The organism is Rhodanobacter fulvus Jip2, from assembly GCF_000264315.1.
Classification (GTDB): domain Bacteria; phylum Pseudomonadota; class Gammaproteobacteria; order Xanthomonadales; family Rhodanobacteraceae; genus Rhodanobacter; species Rhodanobacter fulvus.
The window spans coordinates 107,329-128,297 of the sequence record NZ_AJXU01000007.1; the positions used below are offsets into that span (position 1 = coordinate 107,329).

A 20,969-nucleotide genomic window follows, 5' to 3' on the forward strand; every position below is an offset into this window, starting at 1 on the left:
GCCATGCATCGACTGACCCAACGCGTCGGGCCGTTCGCCCTCACCCGCACACTGGCGTGGCTGCGCCTGTGTGCGATTGCCGGGCAATGCGTGGCGGTGCTGGTATGCGCGTGGTGGATGCAGTTGCCGATCCCGCTGTTGCCGCTGCTGATCGGCATCGGGCTGCTGGCGGTGTTTGCGGTGTTCGCGGCCTGGCGGTTGCGCCAGCCATGGCCGGTTCGCCAGGTGGAAACCATCGGCCACATCGCCTTCGACACGCTGATACTGGGCTATCTGCTGTACTTCACCGGCGGCGCCAGCAATCCGTTCATCACCTTACTGCTGGTGCCGATCGCGTTGTCCGCCGCCGCATTGTCGGCGCGGGCGATTGCCGCGGTATCGACGCTCGCCGGCATCGCCTACCTGGTGCTGTTGTACTGGCACGTGCCGCTGCCGACGGCGATGCACGAAAACGCCAGCGGCAGGTTTTCGCTGCACGTGGCGGGCATGGGCGTGAACTTCGTGATCAGCGCGCTGCTGCTGGGCTTCTTCATCAACCGGCTGGCGAATGTGTTGCGCCTGCAGCAGCAGGAAGTGCAGCGGGTGCGCGAGCGTGCCTTGCGCGACGAAGGCATCCTGGCCATTGCCACCCAGGCCGCCGGCGCCGCGCACGAGTTGAACACGCCACTGTCGACCATGCGCACGCTGCTGCCGGAATTGCGCCGCGAACACGCCGCCGACACCTCGCTCACCGACGACCTGGCCCTGCTGGAAGGCCAGGTGGATCGCTGCCGCACGATTCTGCGCGAGATGGTGGCGTTCGGCCAGGCGCAGCTGTCGCAGGAACCCGAGCGGCTGAGCGTGGCGAAATTCATCCATGGCTGCCTGGAGCGATTCCAGTTGCTGCGGCCCGAGGCGGAACTCGCCGTGCAACTGAACCCCGCCACCGCCGCCATCGTGCTGCGCACGCCGCCGGGCCTGCGCCACGCCTTGCTGAACCTGCTCAACAACGCCGCCGATGCGTCCGCGCTGCACGATTCGCACAAGGTGGAACTGGACGTGCACCACGAGAACCAGTGGCTGCAACTGAGCGTGCGCGACCATGGGCCGGGATTCGTGGCGGGCGGGCAGCAGCTGTCGCTGGGCATCTCGCAGAAGCAGACCGGCCTGGGCATCGGCCTGGCGCTGGCCGAAGCCACCGCCGAGCGGCTCAACGGCGAGCTCATCGCGGGCAACAGCGGGAATGGCGCCGAAGTATGCCTGCGCCTGCCGCTGGCGGTGATCGCCGAAACACCCTGATCCACTGACCCACGCCATCGCGTCGCGCATCATTCGGCACCGGCAACCCCTTCCCGCGCCGCACTTGCGGCAAAATGGCGGTACTGAATGGAGAACATGATGACCGAATCACCGAGCCCGCTGTCCGGCCGCCCGCTGCTGCTGGTCGACGATGACGTCACCTTCGTTCGCGTGCTGGCACGCGCACTGGGCTCGCGCGGTTTCGAGGTCATCACCGCCACCAGCTTCGACGAGGCCCGCGCGCTGGCGCGCCGGCATCATCCGCGCTACTGCGTGCTCGACCTGAAACTGGGCGAGGACAACGGCCTGCGGCTGATCCCCGAACTGCACACCCTGGTGCCGGACATCCGCGTGTTGCTGCTGACTGGCTACGCCTCGATCGCCACCGCGGTGGAGGCGATCAAGCGCGGCGCCCACGACTACCTGGCCAAGCCGGTGGACGCGGACGCGGTGGTGCGCGCCCTGCTCGATGGCGACAACGACAGCGACGACAGCGACCTGCCCGACGCGCCGGAGCAGCCGCTGGCGCTGCGCCGGCTGGAGTGGGAACACATCCAGCGCGTGCTGACCGAATGCGACGGCAACATCTCCGAGACCGCCCGTCGGCTCGGCATGCATCGCCGCACGCTGCAGCGCAAGCTGAGCAAGCACCCGGTGCGCGAACGCCCCGACCGCGACGACTGATCGCGCGCTCCCTTGTGTGGGAGCGACTTCAGTCGCGATGCTCTTGCTCTGGAGCCTTGGCGCAGAAGCATCGCGGCTGAAGCCGCTCCCACAGAATCTCCCGCGGGCACCTTTCGCCATGCCCGCGCGTCCCATCAACGTCCGCACCCCACTGCGACAACGCGCCACCTTTTGCGTGCGCGCCATCGGACTATCCTTGCAACCCTAGACCCCCATCCAGAGTTCCGCTTGAACGCCTTCCCGCTCGGTCTGTGCGCAGCCGCACTCGCGATCTCCACCAGCCCGGCGATGGCCAGCGGGCCCGCCGTGGCAGCCACCACACTGGCACCGGTCTCGGTCCACGCCAGCGACACCCAGGTGATGAGCACCGAAAGCGTGCAGGTGCGGATCGACCGAACCCAGCTGCAGCAACAGAACGTCAGCGACAGCGCCGACGCGCTGAAATACGCGCCGAACATGATCGTGCGCAAACGCTATATCGGCGACCCCAACGCGGTCATCAGCGGCCGCAACACCGGCACCCTGCAAAGTGCGCGCAGCCTGCTCTACGCCGACGGCCTGCTGCTTTCCAACCTGATGACCAATGGCTGGGACGGCGCGCCGCGCTGGGGCATGGTGGCGCCGCAGGAGATCGGCGCGGTCGACATCCTGTACGGTCCGTATTCCGCGCTGTACCCGGGCAACTCGCTGGGCACCACCGTGCTGATCCACACCATCCTGCCGAACCGCCTGATGGCCAGCGCCAGCTCGCAATTCTTCAGCCAGGATTACCGCGACGCGTACGGCGCCGCCGGCCGCTACAACGGCCATCAGCTTTCCGCCACGTTGGGCAACCGGCAAGGTCGCTGGAGCTGGCTGGTATCGGTGAACCGGCTCGACAACCACGGCCAGCCCATGCAATACGCCACCGCGCGCGCCGGTGGCGATGCCACCGCCGCAGTGCCGGTGACTGGCGCCACGCCAGACCGCAATCCCAACGGTTCGCCGCGGCTGGTCTATGGCGCCAACACCATCGAGCACACGGTACAGACGCAGGCCAAGCTGAAGCTGGGCGTGAAACTTGCCGAGCACGTCGATGCCCTGTTCACCCTCGGCTGGTGGCACAACCGCGCCGACGACCGCACGCGCAGCCTGATCCGCAATGCGGCCGGCGAACTCGTCGACGAAGGCGTCATCAGCGCCGACGGGAAGATCTGGACCTTGCCATCCAGCGGTCTGGCCCCGTCCTCAGCCAGCGACGCCCACGCGCTCTACGGCATCGAGCTCAACGGCAAATTCGACAACGACTGGCGTTGGACGGCTGTCGCCAGCCACTACGATTTCCTGCGTTCGCAAAGCCGCAACGCGCTCACCCCGACCGGCGCCGCCGGCACCGTGGCCGACAAGGGCGGCTCGGGCTGGGACACGTTCGACCTGCGCAGTTCCGGCCCGGTCGGCGACAACCATATGCTCTACGCCGGCGTGCATGGCGATCGCTATCTGCTGGATTCGCGCGTGCGCAACAGCAGCCAGTGGTGGACGGGCGCCGCCGATGGCCCTCTGATCAGCAGCTTCGCCGGCCGCACCCAGACGCGCGCGGCCTACCTGCAGGACGTGTGGGCGCTTGCGCCAGCCTGGGCGCTCACCGTGGGTGGGCGGTTGGAACAGTGGCGCGCCTATGGCGGCGTGCTGGGCAATGCCGACGGCAGCCTGCGTTACGCCGATCGCCAGCGTACCGATTTCTCACCCAAGGCGTCGCTGGCCTGGGATTTCGCCGGCGACTGGCAACTGCGGCTGGCCTACGGCAAGGCGGTGCGCTACCCCACCGTATCGGAGCTGTTCCAGGGTTCGATCTCGGCCAACGCCATCGTCAACAACAATCCCGCGCTGCGCCCCGAGCGCGACCGATCCGCCGATCTCACCCTCACCCGCCAGCTGGACAAGGGCCACTGGCGCGTCTCGCTGTACCAGGATCGCATCGCCGATTCGCTGTATTCGCAAACCGACATCACCGTGACGCCCACCGTCACCAGCGTGCAGAACATCGACCTCGTGCGCTCACGCGGCATCGAGGGCGAGCTCACGCTGACGGACGTCTGGACGTCCGGACTGGATATCTCCGCCAGCCTCGCGCTCAACGATGCCAAGACCTTGCGCGATCGCCAGTTCCCCCGGGCCGAAGGCAACTATTTCCCGCGCATTCCCAGGCTTCGCGCCAACCTGTTCGCGGACTACCGCTTCGCGCCCGGCTGGGACGCCTCATTGGGCGTGCGCCGCTCCGGCCGCCAGTACGGCACACTGGACAACAGCGATTTCGTCGACACGTACGGCGCGGTCAGCGCGTTCACCGTGGTCGACGCCAAACTGCGCTGGGCCTTCGCGCCGCACTGGACCGCTTCACTGGGCGTGGACAATCTCACCGATACTCATTACTGGGTTTATCACCCCTACGCCGGCCGAACCTGGTTCGGCGAGTTGCGCTGGGAGCTGTAAACGCTTTCGCTCCTCCCCCTGCTCTGCAGGGGGAGGTTGGGAGGGGGTAAGGCTTTTGATTTTCCAATCAAGATCAACCCCTCCCCAACCCTCCCCTGCTTTGCAGGGGAGGGAGCAAAAGCCCACTTCGAGGGAATCTGATGCGCCGACTTCTCTTCATGCTGATTTACCTGCTGTCGCCACTTGCGTGCGCGCACGACATGGGCCACATGGCGAAGGCACCCGAGCTGGGCGCCAGCGCGGCGTTCGACAGCCATGGCCGTTTGTGGGTGGTCGATGCGGCCAACGGCCACGTGCGGCTGCGGCATTCCGACGATGACGGCCACAGCCTGAGCACACCCGTCGCGGTCAACGCCGAACCCGAACGGATCTACGCCGAGGGTGAAAACCGGCCCAAGCTGGCGTTCGGTCCGCATGACGAGATCTACGTGAGCTGGTCGCAGCCACGCGCCAAACCATGGACAGGCTTCGTGCGATTCGCCCGCTCGCTGGATGGCGGCGCGCACTTCTCCACCCCCATCACCGTGCACCACGACCGCGCCGAAATCACCCACCGTTTCGACGCGCTGGCGGTCGATGGCAACGGCCGCATCGTGGTGGCATGGATCGACAAGCGCGACCTGCTGGCCGCGGAAGCCGCCAAGAAACCGTACCTGGGCGCGGCGGTGTACTACAGCTGGTCCGACGATGGCGGCGCCACCTTCGTCCCCGAACACAAGCTGGTCGACCAGAGCTGCGAATGCTGCCGCATCGCCCTGGCAACGACACCGCAAGGCGACGTCGCCGCCTTCTTCCGCAGCATCTATGGCGACAACATCCGCGACCACGGCTACGCGGTGCTGACCACGCAAGGGAAAGCCGCAACGGCCACACGCGCCACCTTCAGCGACTGGCACATCGCTGGCTGCCCGCATCACGGCCCGGGCCTGGCCATCGGCGCAGACGGCACCCGCCACGCCGTGTGGTACGAGGCAAAGACACAGCCCACGATCTGGTACGGCCAGCTCGATCCCGGCCACGCGCCCCATCACCGGCAGGCCATCGCCACCGCCGGCGCCAGCCATGCCGACGTGGCGGTACACGGCCATGATGTCTGGGTGGTGTGGAACCAGGTCAGCGCCTCAGGCTACGCGCTGGCGCTGCGCCATTCCACCGATAACGGCGCGCATTTCGGCCCCGCCCGCGATATCGCCCACAGCACCGTCGCCGTTGGCTCGCCGCAACTGCTGCAGAAAAACGGGCACGTGTTCGTGGCATGGAACACCGCCGATGGCTTCCGCCTGATCGCCACGGAATCCATGCCATGAAACGCCTGCTGGCCCTCTTGCTGCTGGTGATGCCGACCCTCGTCAGCGCCGCCTCATTGCAACCGCTGGCGGCCACCGACGTGCCGGCACTGCTGCAGCCACCCGCCCACGGCGAGCGCATCATCGCGCTCTGGTCACTGGACTGCGCCTACTGCGAATCCAATCTGGAAGCGTTGGCAGCCTTGCAACGTGCGCATCCGAAGTCGATTGAACTGATCACCGTGACCACGGACGACATCACCGCCCAGCGCCCGGCGATCGAAGCACGCCTGCACAAGATGAAGATGGCCACCTACCCCGCCCGCGCCTACGCCGAAGCCACCCCGCAACGCATCAATTTCCTGCTCGACTCGAACTGGGGCGGAGAGACTCCCCGTGTCCTGGTGATCCGCGCCGACGGCAGCCGCACCGGCGTCAGTGGCGCGTTGACGCCTGCGCAGTTGCACAAGATTCGATAGGCAGCGCTACGGACGGCTTCAGCCGCCGCGCTCCCGCTGTCTGTGGGAGCGACTTCAGTCGCGACGCTTTTGCTCTTGAATCTGACTGCAGAGCAAGAGCATCGCGCACAGGGTGCGCTCCTGCACAAACAACAAGGGCATCGCGGCTGGGGCCGCTCCCACAAGGCCCGATTCAGCAGGCGGAAAGCTCGTCGAACCATTCCGTCGTATTCTTGCGAGACGACTCTTCCTGCAGGAATACGTGCAATGGACAAGGTTTATCCCAGCGCCACGCAAGCCCTCGACGGCCTGCTGTTCGACGGCATGACGATCGCGGCCGGTGGCTTTGGCTTGTGCGGCATCCCCGAAAACCTGATCGGCGCCTTGCTGGAGGCCGGCACCAAAGACCTGACCATCGTCGGCAACAACGCCGGCGTGGATGATTTCGGCATGGGCCCGCTGCTGAAGACCCACCAGGTGAAGCGCGTATACGCCTCGTACGTGGGCGAGAACAAGGAGTTCGAGCGGCAGACGCTGGCCGGCGAGCTGGAGCTGCACCTCACCCCGCAAGGCACGCTGGCCGAGAAACTGCGCGCGGGCGGCGCCGGTATCCCGGGGTTCTACACGCGCACCGCGTTCGGCACCAAGCTGGCCGAGGGCAAGGAAACCAAGGTGTTCGGCGACAAGGAATATGTGCTGGAGGAAGCCATCCACGCCGACCTGTCGATCGTGAAAGCATGGAAGGGCGACGCCCACGGCAACCTGGTGTTCCGCGAGACCGCGCGCAACTTCAACCCGATGATCGCCACCTGCGGCAAGGCCTGCGTGGCCGAGGTGGAGCACCTGGTGCCGGTGGGCGAGCTGGACCCGAACAACATCCATGTGCCGGGCATCTACGTCGACCGCATCGTGCAGGGCGAAAAGTACGAAAAGCGAATCGAATTCCGCACGCTGGCCGGCGTGGCGGCGGGCAAGGAGAACCCCACCCGCGTGGCGATGGCCAAGCGCGCGGCGCAGGAACTGCGCGACGGCTTCTACGTGAACCTCGGCATCGGCATTCCCACCATGGTGGCCAACCACATTCCCGAGGGCGTCAGCGTCACCCTGCAATCGGAGAACGGCTTGCTTGGCATCGGTCCGTTCCCCACCGAGGATCAGCTCGATCCGGACCTGATCAACGCCGGCAAACAGACCATCACCACCCTGCCCGGTTCCAGCTTCTTCTCCAGTGCCGATTCCTTCGCGATGATCCGCGGCGGCCATATCGACCTGTCGATCCTGGGCGGCCTGGAAGTCTCCGCGCACGGCGATCTGGCCAACTGGATGGTGCCGGGCAAGATGGTGAAAGGCCCCGGCGGGGCGATGGATCTGGTCAGCGGCGTGAAGCGCGTGGTGGTGCTGATGGAGCACTGTGCGAAGGACGGCAGCCCCAAGATCAAGGATCAATGCGACCTGCCGCTCACCGGCAAACAGGTGGTGGACCTGATCATCACCGACCTGTGCGTGTTCGAGGTGGCCAAGGGCAAGGGCCTGACGCTGATCGAGCTCAATGACGGCGTCACGCTGGAAGACGTGAAGGCGAAGACCGGCTGCGCGTTTGCCGTTTCGCCATCGCTCCAGCACTGAAGGCACGCGATGTCCGCTGTCGGGCTAGCTCGGCAGCGGATGCGGAAAGCGGATGCGTGCGATGTTCTCGTGACCCGGATGGGTCTGCAGCTCCAGCGGCCAGTCGAAGCGGTCGCTGATGCGCTGGGCGATGGCCAGTTCGAAGCCATGCCGGTCGGCGCCGTGCATCCGCTTGGGATGGGCGTCATCCACCGGTTGCACCGACTCGTGATTGCTGACGCTGACCACGCCAGGCGTCACGGTGATCATGACGCGGCCCTGTTCGGTCTGCTGGCAGGCGTTGCGGATCAACTGCCAGCACAGAACCGAGAATGCCCGTGAGGAGCCTTCCAGCGCGAACCGTGCGGGTTCTTCCAGTTCCAGTTCGATCGGCCGGCCCACCAGCAGTTCGCGGGCCGATTGCAGCTCCTGCCGCAACACGTCGTTGACCACGAAGCGTTCGTTGTCGATGACGGTGTCCGACTCGCGCGCCAGAATCAGCAGGGCTTCGACCAGCACTTCCATCTCGCGGGTGGCGCGGCGGATGCGCTTCACCGAGCGCTTGCCGAAATCAGTCAAACCCTCTTCGTCGGCAAGCATGTCCACCGACATCTTGATCACGGTGAGCGGGCTGCGCAGTTCGTGGCTGGCGTCGCGGGTGAAGTTGCGCTCGCGCTGGTTGTAGCCGGCGATGCGGGTGGCGAACCCGTGCAGCCCGCGCGCCAGCGACGCCACGTCGGCGTCGGTATGGGTCGACAGCTTGTGCAGCTGCAGCGCATTCGGGTCGGGCTGCTGTCCATCCCACCCCGCGACCAACCGGGCCAGCGCCCGCACCGGTCGCCATTCGCGGCGGGTGGCGAACCAGCCCAGTATGGTGGTGATAACGATGACGGTGACGACCGCGAGCGTCGGTGCCACGTCGTAAATGCCCATGATGCAGATGATCACGACGGCCACGAATTGCAGGCCGAACACCCAGGCGATGCGCCGGCGGAAGGCGCCCACCCGGTAGGTGGGCGTCGTTTTCACCCTTTCGTCCATTGACTTCGCCGTGTCGGTATCAAGCCGTCTGGGCGGACAGCGCCACCTCCGAATCGAGATCTGCGAGGCGGTAGCCGGCCGAATGAATGGTATGTAACAGGGGCCGTGGGAAGGGCTTGTCAATGACGCGACGCAAATTGTACAGATGCGAACGCAAGGTGTCGGAGTCGGGCAAGGTGTCGCCCCAGATCTCGCGCTCGATATCGCGGCGACTGACCACGCGGGGTGATTCGCGCATCAGGATCGCCAGCAGCTTCAGGCCGATCGGGGACACGACCAGCTCCTGGCCATCGCGGGTCAGACGCAACGTGGCGGTGTCCAGGGTCATGTCGCCCACGGTGAGCACCTCGGTGGATACCTGGCGACGATCGCGGCGGATCAGGGCCCGCAGGCGCGCTTCCAGTTCGCGCACCTCGAACGGCTTCACCAGGTAGTCGTCGGCACCGGCTTCCAGGCCAACCAGCTTGTCGTCCAGCGTGTCGCGCGCGGTAAGCATCAGCACCGGCGTCGATTTCTGTGCCTCCTTGCGCAGCTTGCGACAGACCTCCAGCCCGTCCAGCCCCGGCAGCATCAGATCAAGCACGATCACGTCATAGCTGTTGGACACCGCCAGGTGCAGGCCGCTGACGCCATCGGCCGCGTAATCCACGGAATAACCACGGCGTTCAAGGAATTCGCCCACCATCTCGGCGATCTGGCGATTGTCTTCGACCAACAGGATCAACCCGGCTTGCTCGTCGTGTACGGTCATATAGTCGTCCTCGCGTTTAGTGGTTTCACAAATGTGAAGATCTAAACGGTTGCCTGGTGAGGGATGCGTGAAATGGCGGTGGAGGGCTCCGGGTACCGTTCAGGAACGAGGAGAATGCGGCAGTTTCAGAAGGGGCTGCAGGCCCTGCCACACAGTCTCCAGCACGGTCGGTTCCGCCGCCGCGACGGGGTGCAGGCCGTCGTTTTGCATCAAGGCCGGGTCCATCGCGACGCCTTTCAGCAGGAACGGTACCAGCGCCAGTTTCCGTGACGCGGCCAGGTCGGCGTAGACCGCGCGCAAGCCGTCACGGTAGCGGGATCCGTAATTCACCGGCAATTCGATGCCCACCAGCAACACCCGCGCGCGGCTCTTCTGCGCCATGGTGATCATCGCGTCGAGGTTGTCGCGCAACGCCGGCAACGGCAAACCGCGCAGCCCGTCGTTGGCGCCCAGTTCGATCACCAGCACGTCCGGATGGTATTTCTGCAGCAGCGCCGGCAGGCGGTTGCGGCCACTGAGCGAGGTCTCGCCGCTGATGCTGGCATTGACCGCGCGCCATTCCGGCACCATCTTGCCCAGACGCGTGTCCAGCAAGTGCACCCAGCCGGCTTCGACCGGAATGTTGTGCGCGGCGGACAGCGAGTCACCCAGCACCAATACCGTTTTTTTCGGCGTGGCGGCCTGCGCGCTGCCGACACCGATGCAGCAAAGCAGCACCCATACGCTCCATATCCTCCAACCAGGGCTTCGATGCATGAGTGATTCTTCCCATCCGCTTGTCGTGGCCTGCGATGTTAGCAAGTCGGTCGTTGGCCCCGAGGGCGCCCTGGACATCCTGCGCGGGGTGAATCTGCAAATCCTGCCCGGCGAAAGTTTCGCCATCGTGGGCGCGTCGGGTTCAGGCAAGACCACCCTGCTCGGCCTGCTGGCCGGGCTGGACACGTCCAGCAGCGGCAGCATCCATCTGGACGGCCATGCGCTGGAATCGCTGGATGAGGAAGCACGCGCGGACCTGCGCCGGCGACTGGTGGGTTTCGTGTTCCAGTCGTTCCACCTGCTGCCGGCGCTCACCGCCGAGGAAAACGTGATGCTGCCGCTGGAACTGGAAGGCGCCAGCGATGCGCGATCGCGCGCGCGCCAGGCACTGGACGCGGTGGGGCTGACGTCGCGGCGAAGGCACTACCCGGCGCAGCTTTCCGGAGGCGAACAGCAGCGCGTGGCGATCGCCCGCGCGTTCGTGCACGGCCCGCGCGTGCTGTTCGCCGACGAGCCCACCGGCAACCTCGACCAGCGCACCGGCCACCACATCTGCGACCTGCTGTTTGCGCTGAACCGCGATCACCACACCACCCTGGTGCTGGTGACCCACGACGCCGAATTGGCGGCGCGCTGCGATCGGCGGATCGAACTTGAAGAAGGCCGCGTCGTGGCCGCAGGCGCCCACTCATGAGGATGCTCTGGCTGGCGCTGCGCAGCTTGCGGCGGGAATGGCATTTGCCGGAACTGCGCACGCTGGCCGCGTCGCTGGTGCTGGCGGTGGTGGCGCTGGGCGTGGTGGCCACGCTTGCCGCGCGGATTGAGCGCGGCATGCTGGCTGGCGCGGCCGAATTGATCGGCGGCGACATCGGCGTGTCCTCGCCGCAGGCGTTGCCCGACAACTACGCCGACGCAGCGCGCCACCGTGGCTTGCAGATTGCACACAGCGCCAGTTTCCCCAGCGTGGCGTTTGCCGGCGACCAGACCCAACTGCTCGATGTGCTGGCGGCCGGGCCGCGCTACCCGTTGCGCGGCACGCTGCAACTCGGTGATGCGGCGGGCCGCAGCCACATCGGCCAGGCGCCTGCCCCGGGCCAGGTCTATCTCGATCATCGCGCGCTGGTCGCGCTCAACCTGAAAGTCGGGCAGCCGCTGCAACTGGGCGGGCGCGAGTTGACCATCGCCGCGGAACTCCAACGCCAACCCGATGGCGGCCAGTTGCTGGCGCTGGCGCCACGGGCGCTGATGAATCTGGCCGATGCGCGCCAGGCCGGCCTGCTCGATCCCGGCAGCCGCGCCCGCCATCGGTTGCTGCTGGCAGGTGAACCGAGCGCAGTGGACGCGTGGCGTCAGCAGGTGCAGGCATCCGCACTGCCGCAAGGCGCCCAACTGATTACGCCCGAACAGACCCAGGAGCGCATGCGCACCTCGTTCGATCGCGCCGGCGCCTTTCTGCGCCTCACCGCCTTGCTGTCGGCGCTGCTGGCCGGCATCGCCATTGCGCTGTCGGCGCAACGCTATGCGCGGCGCAAGACCGCCGAAGTCGCCCTGCTGCGCGCGCTGGGCACGCCGCGCCGGCAGGTGATGGGTTTGCTGCTGGGTACGCTGGGTGCGTTGGCGATACCGGCCACTGCGCTGGGGGCCGCGCTGGCTTTGGGCTTGTCGCAGCTGGCGTGGCTGTTCGCCAGCACGCTGTTCGGTTCGGCGCCGACCTCGTTGCCGCTGGCGCCGTCCTTCGCAGCGGCCGCCATGGGTCTGGCAGTGCTGGCGGGTTTTGCGTTGCCACCGCTGGCGCGGCTGGCCGAGGTGCCGCCGGTCGCGGTATTTCGCCAGAGCGCCACCCGTAAAACGCGACGCTTCGATGCGCTGTACCTGATACCCGTGCTGGTGGCGCTGGGCCTGATCTGGGCGCAGAGCCAGTCGCTGACGCTGGCCGGCATCCTCGCCGCCAGCCTGCTCGGCGTGGCCGTGGTTGCCGCGCTGCTGGCGGCGTTGATGCTGTGGCTGGCGCGACGCGTGGCGCCCGGCGCACATCCCGGCCTGCGGCTGGGGCTGGCGGCGTTGGCGCGGCGACGCACACTGAGCCTGATCCAGGCCACCGCACTCAGCCTCGGCATGTGTGCGCTGCTGTTGCTGGCGATCGTGGCGCCGGCTTTGCTGCAGGGCTGGCGTCAGGAGCTGCCGCCCGACACGCCAAACTGGTTCGCGATGAACCTGCAGGACGATCAACGCGAGGGCTTTGCCCAGGCGCTGGAAAAAATCGGCGGCGAGAAACTCAACATGATGCCGCTGGCCGTGGGCAAACTCACGACGATCAACGGCCAGCCGATCGACCAGGTGCACTTCGAGGACGAACGCGCCGACGACCGCGCGGATCGCCAGCTGCGGCTGTCATGGGCCGATGCCCTGCCGCCCAGCAACCAGGTGATTGCCGGACAGTGGCCGGGGCCACATCCGGCGCAGGCCGAGGTGTCGGTCGATACCACATGGCGCGACATGTTTGCGCTGAAGTTGGGCGATACGCTGCGCTTCGACATCGGCGAGGGCAGCATCGACGCGAAGATAACCAGCATCCGCAAGGTCGACTGGAGTTCGTTCCGGGTCAACTTTTTCCTGATGCTGGATCCGGCCCACGCCGGTAATCTGCCGCACACCTGGCTGGCCAGCTTCTACCTGCCGCCCGGCCATGCCGACGGGCTGGCGCAGCTGTCGCGCGACTACGGCAACCTCAGCCTGATCGACGTGGATTCGTTGCTCGACCGGGTGCGCGAGATCGTCGACCGGGTGGGCAATGCCGTGCGCTGGATTCTTGGTTTCAGCCTGCTGGCCGGCGCCCTGGTCCTGGCCGCCGCGCTCGCCGCCAGCGCGGCCGAGCGCCAGCACGAAGCGGCGCTATTGCGCACGCTGGGTGCCCGCCGCGCCCAATTGCGGGTGGCGGCGGCCTGCGAGTTCGCGCTGCTCGGATTGATCGCCGGCCTCACCGCCGCGCTGGGCGCCGCCGGTGCGGGCTGGTGGTTGGGCCGCGCGGTGTTTCATATCGAGCACTTCATGCCGCCACTGGTGCCGCTGACGCTGGCCGCCATCGCCGCGGCCCTGGTCGTGATGGCGCTGGGGCTGGTTGGCACGCGCAAGGTCAGCCGCACGCCACCGATGCGCCTGTTGCGGGAGGGGTGAGGTTTCCTCCAGCCGATGACACACCCATCCACCGTCGCCGTTCGCCATGACGCCTGACGTTCCGCCACGACCATCGTGGCGCGCCTGGTTGCGCGACGAATGGCTGTTGCTGCTGTTCGCCGTTTTCGCTGGCGTCCTGGCGCTGCTCGACCCGCGGCCCCCTGCCGACTACCAGCGCTGGCTGCAATGGCCCACGCTGACCGGGCTCGCCGGGTTGCTGCTGGCGATCCAGGGCATTCGCGACAGCGGCCTGGTGCAGCACGCCGCCGCGGCGGTGATGGCGCGGGCGCATTCGCTGCGCGGACTCGGCCTGGGGCTGGTGGCCGCCACCGCCGTGCTGTCGATGGTGTTGACCAACGACGTGAGCCTGTTCCTGGTGGTGCCGCTGACGCTGGCGATCGGCACGATGTCGAACCTGCCGGTGTTGCGCATGGTGGTGCTGGAGGCGCTGGCGGTGAATGCGGGCTCGGCCCTGAGCCCGATCGGTAACCCGCAAAACCTGCTGCTGTGGCAGCACTCGGCGCTGGGCTTCGCGCAATTCGTCGCGGCGATGCTGCCAGCCGCCGCGGTGATGCTGACCATGGTGGCGTTGCTGACCGTGTTCTGGTTGCCGCGCGGCCGGGTGGCATTGACCACCGATCGGCTCGACCGCACCCCGACTTCCGTCCGCCTCGGCATGTGCTCGGCGCTGGCGCTGGCCGGCATGGTGGTGCTGATGGAACACGGCCACGCGCCGCTGGGTGCCGCTGTCCTGCTGATGCTGTTTGCGCTGGGCGCGCGCGCAAGCCTGCGGCGGATGGACTGGTTGTTGCTGCTGACGTTCGCCGCCATTTTCCTGGGGCTGGGGCATTTCGCCGAGTTGCCGTGGGTGCGCGGCGCCTTGCAGACCATGGATTTCAACCAGCCGTTGACGGTCTACCTCGGCGCCATCGTGGCGTCCCAGGTGATCAGCAACGTGCCGGCCACCGTCCTGCTGCTCGATCGCGCGCCGGACGCCGTGGCGTTGGCGGTGGCGGTCAACGTGGGCGGCTTCGGCCTGGTGACCGGCTCGCTGGCCAACCTGATCGCGCTTCGCCTGGCGCGACAGCCGCACGGCCTGCGGCTGCTGCATGCGGTATCGATTCCGTTCCTGCTGGTGGCCGCGCCACTGGTGTATCTGGCGTGGCGCTGGCTGGGCTAGTCGGTCGCGAAACTGAGCGGCGCTTGAATGCACCTGTCAACGCGCATGGCGACCGCACGTTTTTTCTCCCACCTACCGACGGAGATCCACCATGCATCGCAAGACACTGCTCGCTTCCGCACTGGCCCTGCTGATGGCCGGTTCCGCCTCGTTCGCCATCGCGCAGAACGCTCCTGCTGCGACGCCTCCCGCCGCGGCGACGCAAGGCACCACCAGTCACGGGCATGGTGCCCACGGCATGCGCGATCATGGCGAGTATCGCCACGGCATGCAGCGCCACGGCTTCAACAAGGATCGCGGCGGCGTGATCGGCGACCTGCGCCAGCTGGAGCGCCTGTACCTGGAATCCGGCCGCAGCAAGGAGCTGACCGCGGTGTACAACGACGTGCTGGCCAAGTCGCAGAACCCGCGCGTGCGCAACTATGTCTATCACCACCTGGCCCGCTTGCAGGCACGTCCCGCCAACGTGGACCAGGCAATCGCCACCCTGCGCAAGGGCCTGGACGAGAGCCTCGCCAGCGAGGCGAAGATGCAGGCGACGAAGGAAAAGATGCGCGCCGAGTGGCAGTCGCGTCGCGCCCAGGGTGCCACGACGCCGGCAACCGCCAAGTAATCAAGACGACACCTGCCGTGGAACGAAACGCGCGAGGGGCAACCTTCGCGCGTTTTTTCATGATTGCCGTTCCGCCGATTTCGCGCGTTGCCACAGCCGCTCCTGCTCGGCCAGGCTGCACTTCGCAAACTCGACGCCATCGTCGGCCGCGAGTTGTTCCATCTGCCGGAACCGGCGCTCGAACTTGGCATTGGCATGGCGCAGCGCGCGCGGAAAATCCACGCCGGCATGGCGCGCGAGGTTCACCATCACGAACAGCACGTCGCCGATCTCGTCTTCCAGCCGCGCCGGGTCGGCGCCGGCAACGAACTCGGCACGCACCTCCTCGATCTCTTCGAGCAGTTTGTCCACTACCGGCTGCGGGTCGGTCCATTCAAAGCCGGTGGCGGCCGCACGCTGCTGCAACCGCTCGGCACGTTTCCACTCGGGCAAGCCGTGCGGTACGCCAGCCAGCGCGCTCGGATCGGAAGCGCGCCGGCTCACCCCATCAATCCCGCGTGGCGGCTTGCAGGCGGGCCGACCAGTCACGCGAGCCGTCGCCGACCGCCAGGAATTCCGGATTCAGCAGCGATTCCCCGCGGTTGTAGCGGAACGGTGCACCAGCCAGATCAAGCACCGCACCACCGGCCTCCTCCAGCACGCATTGCGCGGCGGCGGTGTCCCACTCGCTGGTAAGCCCCAACCGCAGATAGACGTCTGCAGCACCCCGCGCAATCAGGCAGAACTTCAGCGAAGAGCCCATCGGCAACCGCTCGTAATCGCCGCCCACCAACTGGCTCAGCAGGGCGTGCTCCGGACCGCCGTGCGAACGGCTGCCGGCAGCGGTGGCCGGCTGCGCCAGGCTGCGGGCGTGGATCGGTTGCCATGGCCCGTCAACCTTCTGCTGCAGCCAGGCACCCGCGCCCCGCGCGGCCACGTAGAGGTCACCCGTGACCGGCGCCAATACCGCGCCCAGCACGCTCTGGTGGTTGTCGATCAGGGCGATGTTGACGGTGAACTCACCGTTGCGCTTGACGAACTCGCGTGTGCCATCGAGCGGGTCGACCAGCCAGTAACGCGACCATTGCCGGCGCTGCGACCAATCCGCCGCACGGGCTTCTTCGGACACGATGGGAAGCGGTGGATCGAGTTCGGCCAGCGCCGCGGCAATCACCTGCTGGGCGGCCAGATCGGCGGCGGTGAGCGGTGACGCATCGGCCTTGGTCTGCACCGCGAAATCACCGCTGTAAATCGCCATGATGGCGTCGCCGGCAGCGCGGGCGATGGCACCGACCTTTTGCGCCAGCGAAAGGTCGATCATGAGCGCGTGAACCGGCCGGCCAGGTATTCGCGCGCCATGAAGAGCGCGGCGATCGAACGCCCCTCGGTGACGTCGTCGCGACCGAGCAGGGTATGCAATTCGGACATTTTCCAGGGCACCACTTCAGGCGGCTCCGGCTCGTCGCCGGGCAACCGCTCGGGGTAAAGATCCTGCGCCAGCACCACATGCGCCATGTGCGTCATGTACGAGGGCGACAGCGACAGGTTGTGCAGTATTTTCAGCTTCCGCGCGCCGTAACCGACCTCTTCCTTCAGCTCGCGGTTGGCGCCCTGCTCGGCGGTCTCGTCCTGGTCCAGGCGACCTTTCGGCAGACCGAGTTCGTAACGTCCCACGCCACCACCGTATTCGCGGATCAGCAGCACGGTGTCGTCATCCAGCATCGGCACGATGATCACCGCGCCCAAGCCGCCCCCTTTAAGGCGCTCGTAGGTGCGCCGCACGCCGTTGGAAAATTCCAGGTCGACTTGTTCGACCTGAAAACGGCCGTGGGCGACGTCGCGCGTGGCATGGATGATCGGCAGTTTCGGCATCCGCCCATTCTAGAAGCCCGCACCGCAGAAATCGAACGCCGCGCGACGTCAACCGACGCGATTCAGAGGCGCAGCCGCTGCAGCGCCTGTGCGTGGATGGCCGGCGTGCCCGCCAGCACGCTGCGCGTATCGAGCGTCAACGGTGCGCCGTCCAGTTCGGTGAACACACCACCGGCCTCGCGCACGATCACCGCCAGCGCCGCGATGTCCAGGATGTTCACGTCCGACTCGATCACCAGATCCAGCCCGCCGCGCGCCAGCAGGTGGTAGTGGCAGAAATCGCCGTAGCCGCGGATGCGGTTGCTGTCGCGGATCAACGCGCCCAGCGCATCCCAGCGCGCGTCGGTCGTCAGCGTCTTGACGTTGCCGGTGGACACGGAGGCCTGCGCCATCGCCGACGTGCCCGCCACCTGCACCCGCGCACCATCCATCCACGCGCCGCCGCCGGCACTGGCCCACATCACCTCGCCGTAGATCGGCGCGCTGGACACGCCAAGGATCAGCTCGTCGCCTTCCATCAAAGCGATCTGGGTCGAGAAGAACGGCGTACGCCGCACGAAGCTCTTGGTGCCGTCCAGCGGATCGACCAGCCACATCAGGCCGCCACGCTCGCCGTCCAGGCCGTATTCCTCGCCGTAGATGGACGCCTGCGGCAACGCCGCCTGCAGGATCTTGCGAATCGCCTGCTCCGCCTCGCGGTCGGCGATGGTGACGGGGGTGGCGTCTTCTTTCAGTTCCACCGCCACGCCCTGTTGCCAGTAATGGCGAATGACCTCACCGGCGGCGGCGGCGGCTTCCTTGGCGGCGGCAAGCGCCTGAGCGAGTGTTGCGGAATCCATGTTGTTTCCTGTTCGTGGAAAAAATTCGTGTTCAGAGGGCAAGGCCACCACGGCGGTCGACATGCACGGTGCCGCCGGCGTCGATGGTTCCCCATCGATGCAACCACTGGCGCAGCGCGCGATCGGGATCATGCGGCTGCAATGTCGCCTGCAACCGCCAGCCGAGCAGATTCCCCTGCATCTGGCCGTTGCCGCGCAGCGGGCCGTCGTCCTCGTTGTGGAATTGTGCCTTGATCCACCCGTCGCGCGCCTGTGCCTGCACTTGCCAGCTGCCCAGCACCATCTCGCCGCCAGCCCCTTGAATCGAGGCATTGCGCCAGCGGGCGGTGCCTTGCAGGTCCATGGGCCAGCCGCTTTGCAGCAGCGCACGATCGACCGACAAGTGTATTTCGCCGCGCGGCTGGCCGATCGTGGCCAGCCAGCCTTGCCACGCTGCGCCCAGCACCACGCGGGCCTGCACGTTTCGCCAGTCGTAGGTATCCGACGAAACCCTGCGCATGCTGCCGCTGAAATCCAGCTGCGGACCCTCGATGTCGAGTTGCAGCCGCACATCGCCCCACAAGGCGCGACGCGAGAGTTGCCACTGCACGTGTCCCAGATCGTGGCCGTTGCGATCCCGCCATTGCCCTGCCTGGCCCTGCCATACCGAACCGCTGACCTGCCGCAATTGCATGCCATGCAGTTGCGGCGCGATCAGCGCCACCGCCCACCGCGCCGGGAAAAACCACAGCAGGACCGCCACGGCCAGCAGCACAACGCCGAAGCCAGGCAGGATTTTCCGCAAATACGTCAAGGCGCTTCCAGAAGAAAAGCCGCAACACTTGAGTGATCACGGCGCAGGGCCGATGATAACCGGATGACTCACCCGGCAAGCGGCAACGTCGCACTGGCCACACGCGACCTGAAACATGTGTGGCACCCCTGCACCCAGATGCAAGATCACGAAAGCGTACCGCTGGTACCGATCGTGCGCGGCGAAGGCGCCTGGCTGATCGACGCCGAAGGCCGTCGTTATCTCGATGGCATCAGCTCGTGGTGGACCAACATCTTTGGCCACGCCAATCCCCGCATCGCCGCGGCGCTGGCCGACCAGGCCAGCACGCTGGAGCACGTCATCTTCGCCGGCTTCACCCACGAACCGGCGATCGAGTTGGCCGAGAAGCTTGTAGCCATTACGCCGCCCGGGCTGGACAAGGTGTTCTTCGCGGACAATGGCTCGTCGGCGGTCGAGGTCGCGCTGAAGATGAGCTTCCACTATTGGCTCAACCAGGGCCATGGCGAGAAGACGCGCTTCATCGCGCTCAGCGGCAGCTACCACGGCGAAACGCTGGGCGCGCTGTCGGTAAGCGATGTGGCGCTGTACCGCAAAACCTATGCGCCGCTGCTGCTGACGCCCTTCCTGACACCGTCGCCGGATGCCTACGAAGGCGAGCCGGGCGAAAATCCACAACAGACGGCCGCCCGACGATTACGTGAGTTGCGCACGCTGCTGGAAAGCCACGCGCATGAAACCTGCGCGGTGATCGTCGAGCCTTTGGTGCAGTGTGCCGGCGGCATGCGCATGTATCACCCGGATTATCTGGTGGGCCTGCGCGCGCTGTGCGATGAGTTCTCGGTGCATTTCATTGCCGATGAAATCGCCGTGGGCTTTGGCCGCACCGGCAGCCTGTTCGCCTGCGAGCAGGCGGGCGTGTCACCGGATTTCATGTGCTTGTCGAAAGGGCTTACCGCCGGCTTCCTGCCGCTCTCGGTGACCCTCACCACCAACGACGTCTACGACGCGTTCTATGCCGAATACAACGCCGGCAAGGCGTTCCTGCATTCGCACAGCTACACCGGCAACCCGCTGGCCTGTCGCGTGGCGCTGGAAACCCTGGCGATCTTCCGCGACGAACCCGTACTTGATCGCAACCGGAAGCTGGCCGCCCACCTGGCGCAGCGACTGGCGCCGCTTCGCGACCACCCGCACGTGGCCGATGTGCGCCAGACCGGCATGATTGCCGCGGTGGAACTGGTGGCTGACAAAGCCACCCGCCGGCCGTTCGACAGCAAAGAGCGGCGCGGAATGCGCGTCTACCTGCACGGTTTGCAGCAAGGTGTGTTGCTGCGGCCGCTGGGCAACGTGGTGTATTTCATGCCCCCCTACGTCGTGACGGAACAGGAAATCGATTTGCTGGTCGATACCGCGATCGCTGGTATTGAACGTGCCGTGGCAGGCTGACTCTCTCGATCGCGGATCGCTCCCATGCGTACCATTCGTATCCACGTTGACGTATCGCTGATGGCCGGCGCGGAGCTGACCTTGCCGGCGCAGGCTGGAGAACACGTCGCCCGCGTACTGCGCCTGGTCGCTGGCGATCCGCTGACCCTGTTCAACGGCGACGGCAACGACTACCCGTCCACCATCGAACGCACCGGCAAGCGCGAGGTCGTGGTGCGCGTGACCGCCGGGCAGCCGGCGCGGACGGAATCACCACTGCAGCTGACACTGGCGCAGGCGGTGGCGCGCGGCGAGAAGATGGACCTGATCATGCAGAAGGCCACGGAGTTGGGCGTGGTGCGGATCGTGCCGCTGCTGACGGAGCGCTCGGAGGTGAAACTCGACGCTGCCCGCGCCGAAAAGCGCCTGGCCCATTGGCGTTCGGTGGTCGCCAGCGCCTGTGAACAGAGCGGTCGGGCGCGGTTGCCGGAGGTCCTGGGCGCACAACCGCTGCAGACATGGCTGGATCAGCTGGCCGACGACGGTGCGTTGCGCCTGGCGCTGTTACCCGACGGCACACGGAACGCGCGCGATCTTCGTTTCGGGCCGGCCGGCGGCACGCTGGTGATCGGCCCCGAAGGCGGCCTCGGCGAACGCGACATACAGGCCCTGACGGCGCACGGTTTTGCCGGGCTGCGCCTGGGTCCGCGCATCCTGCGCACGGAAACGGCGGGGATGGCGGCACTTGCGGCGCTGCAGGCGCTGCACGGCGACGCCTGAC

Annotated in this window: 19 protein-coding genes and 1 pseudogene; 12 read left to right on the forward strand and 8 right to left on the reverse strand. The window is 66.7% G+C overall.

Going from position 1 to position 20,969, the window contains the following annotated elements:
• The first annotated feature begins 3 nt into the window (after positions 1–3).
• The 6 genes from UU9_RS01655 to UU9_RS18585 all read left to right on the forward strand — a co-directional run bounded on the left by UU9_RS01655 (position 4) and on the right by UU9_RS18585 (position 7,804).
• On the forward strand, positions 4–1,278 hold the full coding sequence (locus UU9_RS01655; protein ID WP_007079972.1) for an ATP-binding protein: 1,275 nt from the start codon (positions 4–6) through the stop codon (positions 1,276–1,278).
• A 99-nt stretch (positions 1,279–1,377) separates the two neighbouring features.
• Positions 1,378–1,962 carry a response regulator transcription factor gene (locus UU9_RS01660; protein WP_007079973.1) on the forward strand — a complete coding sequence of 195 codons (585 nt, stop codon included), beginning with the start codon at positions 1,378–1,380 and terminating at the stop codon, positions 1,960–1,962.
• 228 nt (positions 1,963–2,190) lie between these two features.
• Entirely contained in the window at positions 2,191–4,434 is a 2,244-nt protein-coding gene (locus tag UU9_RS01665) for a TonB-dependent receptor (protein ID WP_007079974.1), read from the forward strand.
• A 140-nt stretch (positions 4,435–4,574) separates the two neighbouring features.
• A complete protein-coding gene (locus UU9_RS01670; protein ID WP_040669950.1) occupies positions 4,575–5,741 on the forward strand; it encodes a sialidase family protein in 1,167 nt (388 codons plus the stop codon).
• Positions 5,738–6,199, forward strand: a complete 462-nt coding sequence (locus UU9_RS01675; protein ID WP_007079976.1) for a thioredoxin domain-containing protein — start codon at positions 5,738–5,740, stop codon at positions 6,197–6,199. The genes UU9_RS01670 and UU9_RS01675 overlap by 4 nt, the downstream gene beginning before the upstream one ends.
• Positions 6,200–6,445: 246 nt before the next feature.
• Positions 6,446–7,804: a 3-oxoacid CoA-transferase gene (locus tag UU9_RS18585; protein WP_007079977.1), complete on the forward strand. Its 1,359-nt coding sequence runs from the start codon at positions 6,446–6,448 to the stop codon at positions 7,802–7,804.
• A gap of 24 nt (positions 7,805–7,828) precedes the next feature.
• On the opposite strand, the gene UU9_RS01685 is transcribed toward UU9_RS18585, so the two are convergent.
• The 3 genes from UU9_RS01685 to UU9_RS01695 form a co-directional block, all read right to left on the reverse strand.
• On the reverse strand, positions 7,829–8,824 hold the full coding sequence (locus tag UU9_RS01685) for a sensor histidine kinase (protein WP_007079978.1): 996 nt from the start codon (positions 8,822–8,824) through the stop codon (positions 7,829–7,831).
• 19 nt (positions 8,825–8,843) lie between these two features.
• Positions 8,844–9,575: a response regulator transcription factor gene (locus UU9_RS01690; RefSeq protein ID WP_007079979.1), complete on the reverse strand. Its 732-nt coding sequence runs from the start codon at positions 9,573–9,575 to the stop codon at positions 8,844–8,846.
• A 99-nt stretch (positions 9,576–9,674) separates the two neighbouring features.
• A complete protein-coding gene (locus UU9_RS01695) occupies positions 9,675–10,331 on the reverse strand; it encodes an arylesterase (protein WP_040669953.1) in 657 nt (218 codons plus the stop codon).
• Between UU9_RS01695 and UU9_RS01700 the strand changes: the two genes are divergently transcribed.
• The 4 genes from UU9_RS01700 (at position 10,330) to UU9_RS01715 (ending at position 15,298) form a co-directional block, all read left to right on the forward strand.
• Positions 10,330–11,025 carry an ABC transporter ATP-binding protein gene (locus tag UU9_RS01700; protein ID WP_040669956.1) on the forward strand — a complete coding sequence of 232 codons (696 nt, stop codon included), beginning with the start codon at positions 10,330–10,332 and terminating at the stop codon, positions 11,023–11,025. The two genes, UU9_RS01695 and UU9_RS01700, sit on opposite strands and share 2 nt — an antisense overlap.
• Entirely contained in the window at positions 11,022–13,505 is a 2,484-nt protein-coding gene (locus UU9_RS01705) for an ABC transporter permease (RefSeq protein ID WP_007079982.1), read from the forward strand. Before UU9_RS01700 ends, UU9_RS01705 begins: the two co-directional genes overlap by 4 nt.
• A 46-nt stretch (positions 13,506–13,551) precedes the next feature.
• The gene (locus tag UU9_RS01710) at positions 13,552–14,685 is read left to right on the forward strand and encodes an SLC13 family permease (protein WP_050982353.1); all 1,134 of its coding nucleotides are present in this window, start codon (positions 13,552–13,554) and stop codon (positions 14,683–14,685) included.
• Positions 14,686–14,776: 91 nt separating this feature from the next.
• Complete coding sequence (locus tag UU9_RS01715; RefSeq protein ID WP_007079984.1) at positions 14,777–15,298, forward strand: hypothetical protein; 522 nt, start codon at positions 14,777–14,779, stop codon at positions 15,296–15,298.
• A 57-nt stretch (positions 15,299–15,355) separates the two neighbouring features.
• Here the strand turns inward: UU9_RS01715 and UU9_RS01720 are convergent.
• From UU9_RS01720 to UU9_RS01740, 5 genes and pseudogenes are all read right to left on the reverse strand, one after another.
• Positions 15,356–15,766, reverse strand: a pseudogene (locus UU9_RS01720) (MazG nucleotide pyrophosphohydrolase domain-containing protein); the annotation flags it as partial.
• A 19-nt stretch (positions 15,767–15,785) separates the two neighbouring features.
• Positions 15,786–16,598, reverse strand: a complete 813-nt coding sequence (gene cysQ / locus UU9_RS01725; RefSeq protein ID WP_007079986.1) for a 3'(2'),5'-bisphosphate nucleotidase CysQ — start codon at positions 16,596–16,598, stop codon at positions 15,786–15,788.
• On the reverse strand, positions 16,595–17,149 hold the full coding sequence (nudE, locus tag UU9_RS01730; protein ID WP_007079987.1) for an ADP compounds hydrolase NudE: 555 nt from the start codon (positions 17,147–17,149) through the stop codon (positions 16,595–16,597). Before nudE ends, cysQ begins: the two co-directional genes overlap by 4 nt.
• A gap of 62 nt (positions 17,150–17,211) precedes the next feature.
• Positions 17,212–17,988, reverse strand: a complete 777-nt coding sequence (locus UU9_RS01735) for an inositol monophosphatase family protein (RefSeq protein ID WP_007079988.1) — start codon at positions 17,986–17,988, stop codon at positions 17,212–17,214.
• Between the two features lie 31 nt (positions 17,989–18,019).
• Positions 18,020–18,781 carry a type II secretion system protein N gene (locus tag UU9_RS01740; protein WP_007079989.1) on the reverse strand — a complete coding sequence of 254 codons (762 nt, stop codon included), beginning with the start codon at positions 18,779–18,781 and terminating at the stop codon, positions 18,020–18,022.
• Positions 18,782–18,844: 63 nt separating this feature from the next.
• Between UU9_RS01740 and UU9_RS01745 the strand changes: the two genes are divergently transcribed.
• Both UU9_RS01745 and UU9_RS01750 read left to right on the forward strand, forming a co-directional pair.
• The gene (locus UU9_RS01745) at positions 18,845–20,209 is read left to right on the forward strand and encodes an adenosylmethionine--8-amino-7-oxononanoate transaminase (protein ID WP_007079990.1); all 1,365 of its coding nucleotides are present in this window, start codon (positions 18,845–18,847) and stop codon (positions 20,207–20,209) included.
• A 24-nt stretch (positions 20,210–20,233) separates the two neighbouring features.
• On the forward strand, positions 20,234–20,968 hold the full coding sequence (locus UU9_RS01750; RefSeq protein WP_007079991.1) for a 16S rRNA (uracil(1498)-N(3))-methyltransferase: 735 nt from the start codon (positions 20,234–20,236) through the stop codon (positions 20,966–20,968).
• Position 20,969 lies beyond the last annotated feature (1 nt).

Excerpts from the sequence above, each read along its gene's own strand:
- UU9_RS01655 (WP_007079972.1), top strand. The coding sequence starts at position 4 with ATGCATCGACTGACCCAACGCGTCGGGCCGTTCGCCCTCACCCGCACA.
- UU9_RS01660 (WP_007079973.1), top strand. The coding sequence starts at position 1,378 with ATGACCGAATCACCGAGCCCGCTGTCCGGCCGCCCGCTGCTGCTGGTC.
- UU9_RS01670 (WP_040669950.1), top strand. The coding sequence starts at position 4,575 with ATGCGCCGACTTCTCTTCATGCTGATTTACCTGCTGTCGCCACTTGCG.
- UU9_RS01675 (WP_007079976.1), top strand. The coding sequence starts at position 5,738 with ATGAAACGCCTGCTGGCCCTCTTGCTGCTGGTGATGCCGACCCTCGTC.
- UU9_RS18585 (WP_007079977.1), top strand. The coding sequence starts at position 6,446 with ATGGACAAGGTTTATCCCAGCGCCACGCAAGCCCTCGACGGCCTGCTG.
- UU9_RS01685 (WP_007079978.1), bottom strand. The coding sequence starts at position 8,824 with ATGGACGAAAGGGTGAAAACGACGCCCACCTACCGGGTGGGCGCCTTC.
- UU9_RS01690 (WP_007079979.1), bottom strand. The coding sequence starts at position 9,575 with ATGACCGTACACGACGAGCAAGCCGGGTTGATCCTGTTGGTCGAAGAC.
- UU9_RS01700 (WP_040669956.1), top strand. The coding sequence starts at position 10,330 with ATGAGTGATTCTTCCCATCCGCTTGTCGTGGCCTGCGATGTTAGCAAG.
- UU9_RS01695 (WP_040669953.1), bottom strand. The coding sequence starts at position 10,331 with ATGCATCGAAGCCCTGGTTGGAGGATATGGAGCGTATGGGTGCTGCTT.
- UU9_RS01705 (WP_007079982.1), top strand. The coding sequence starts at position 11,022 with ATGAGGATGCTCTGGCTGGCGCTGCGCAGCTTGCGGCGGGAATGGCAT.
- UU9_RS01710 (WP_050982353.1), top strand. The coding sequence starts at position 13,552 with ATGACGCCTGACGTTCCGCCACGACCATCGTGGCGCGCCTGGTTGCGC.
- UU9_RS01715 (WP_007079984.1), top strand. The coding sequence starts at position 14,777 with ATGCATCGCAAGACACTGCTCGCTTCCGCACTGGCCCTGCTGATGGCC.
- cysQ (WP_007079986.1), bottom strand. The coding sequence starts at position 16,598 with ATGATCGACCTTTCGCTGGCGCAAAAGGTCGGTGCCATCGCCCGCGCT.
- nudE (WP_007079987.1), bottom strand. The coding sequence starts at position 17,149 with ATGCCGAAACTGCCGATCATCCATGCCACGCGCGACGTCGCCCACGGC.
- UU9_RS01735 (WP_007079988.1), bottom strand. The coding sequence starts at position 17,988 with ATGGATTCCGCAACACTCGCTCAGGCGCTTGCCGCCGCCAAGGAAGCC.
- UU9_RS01745 (WP_007079990.1), top strand. The coding sequence starts at position 18,845 with ATGACTCACCCGGCAAGCGGCAACGTCGCACTGGCCACACGCGACCTG.
- UU9_RS01750 (WP_007079991.1), top strand. The coding sequence starts at position 20,234 with ATGCGTACCATTCGTATCCACGTTGACGTATCGCTGATGGCCGGCGCG.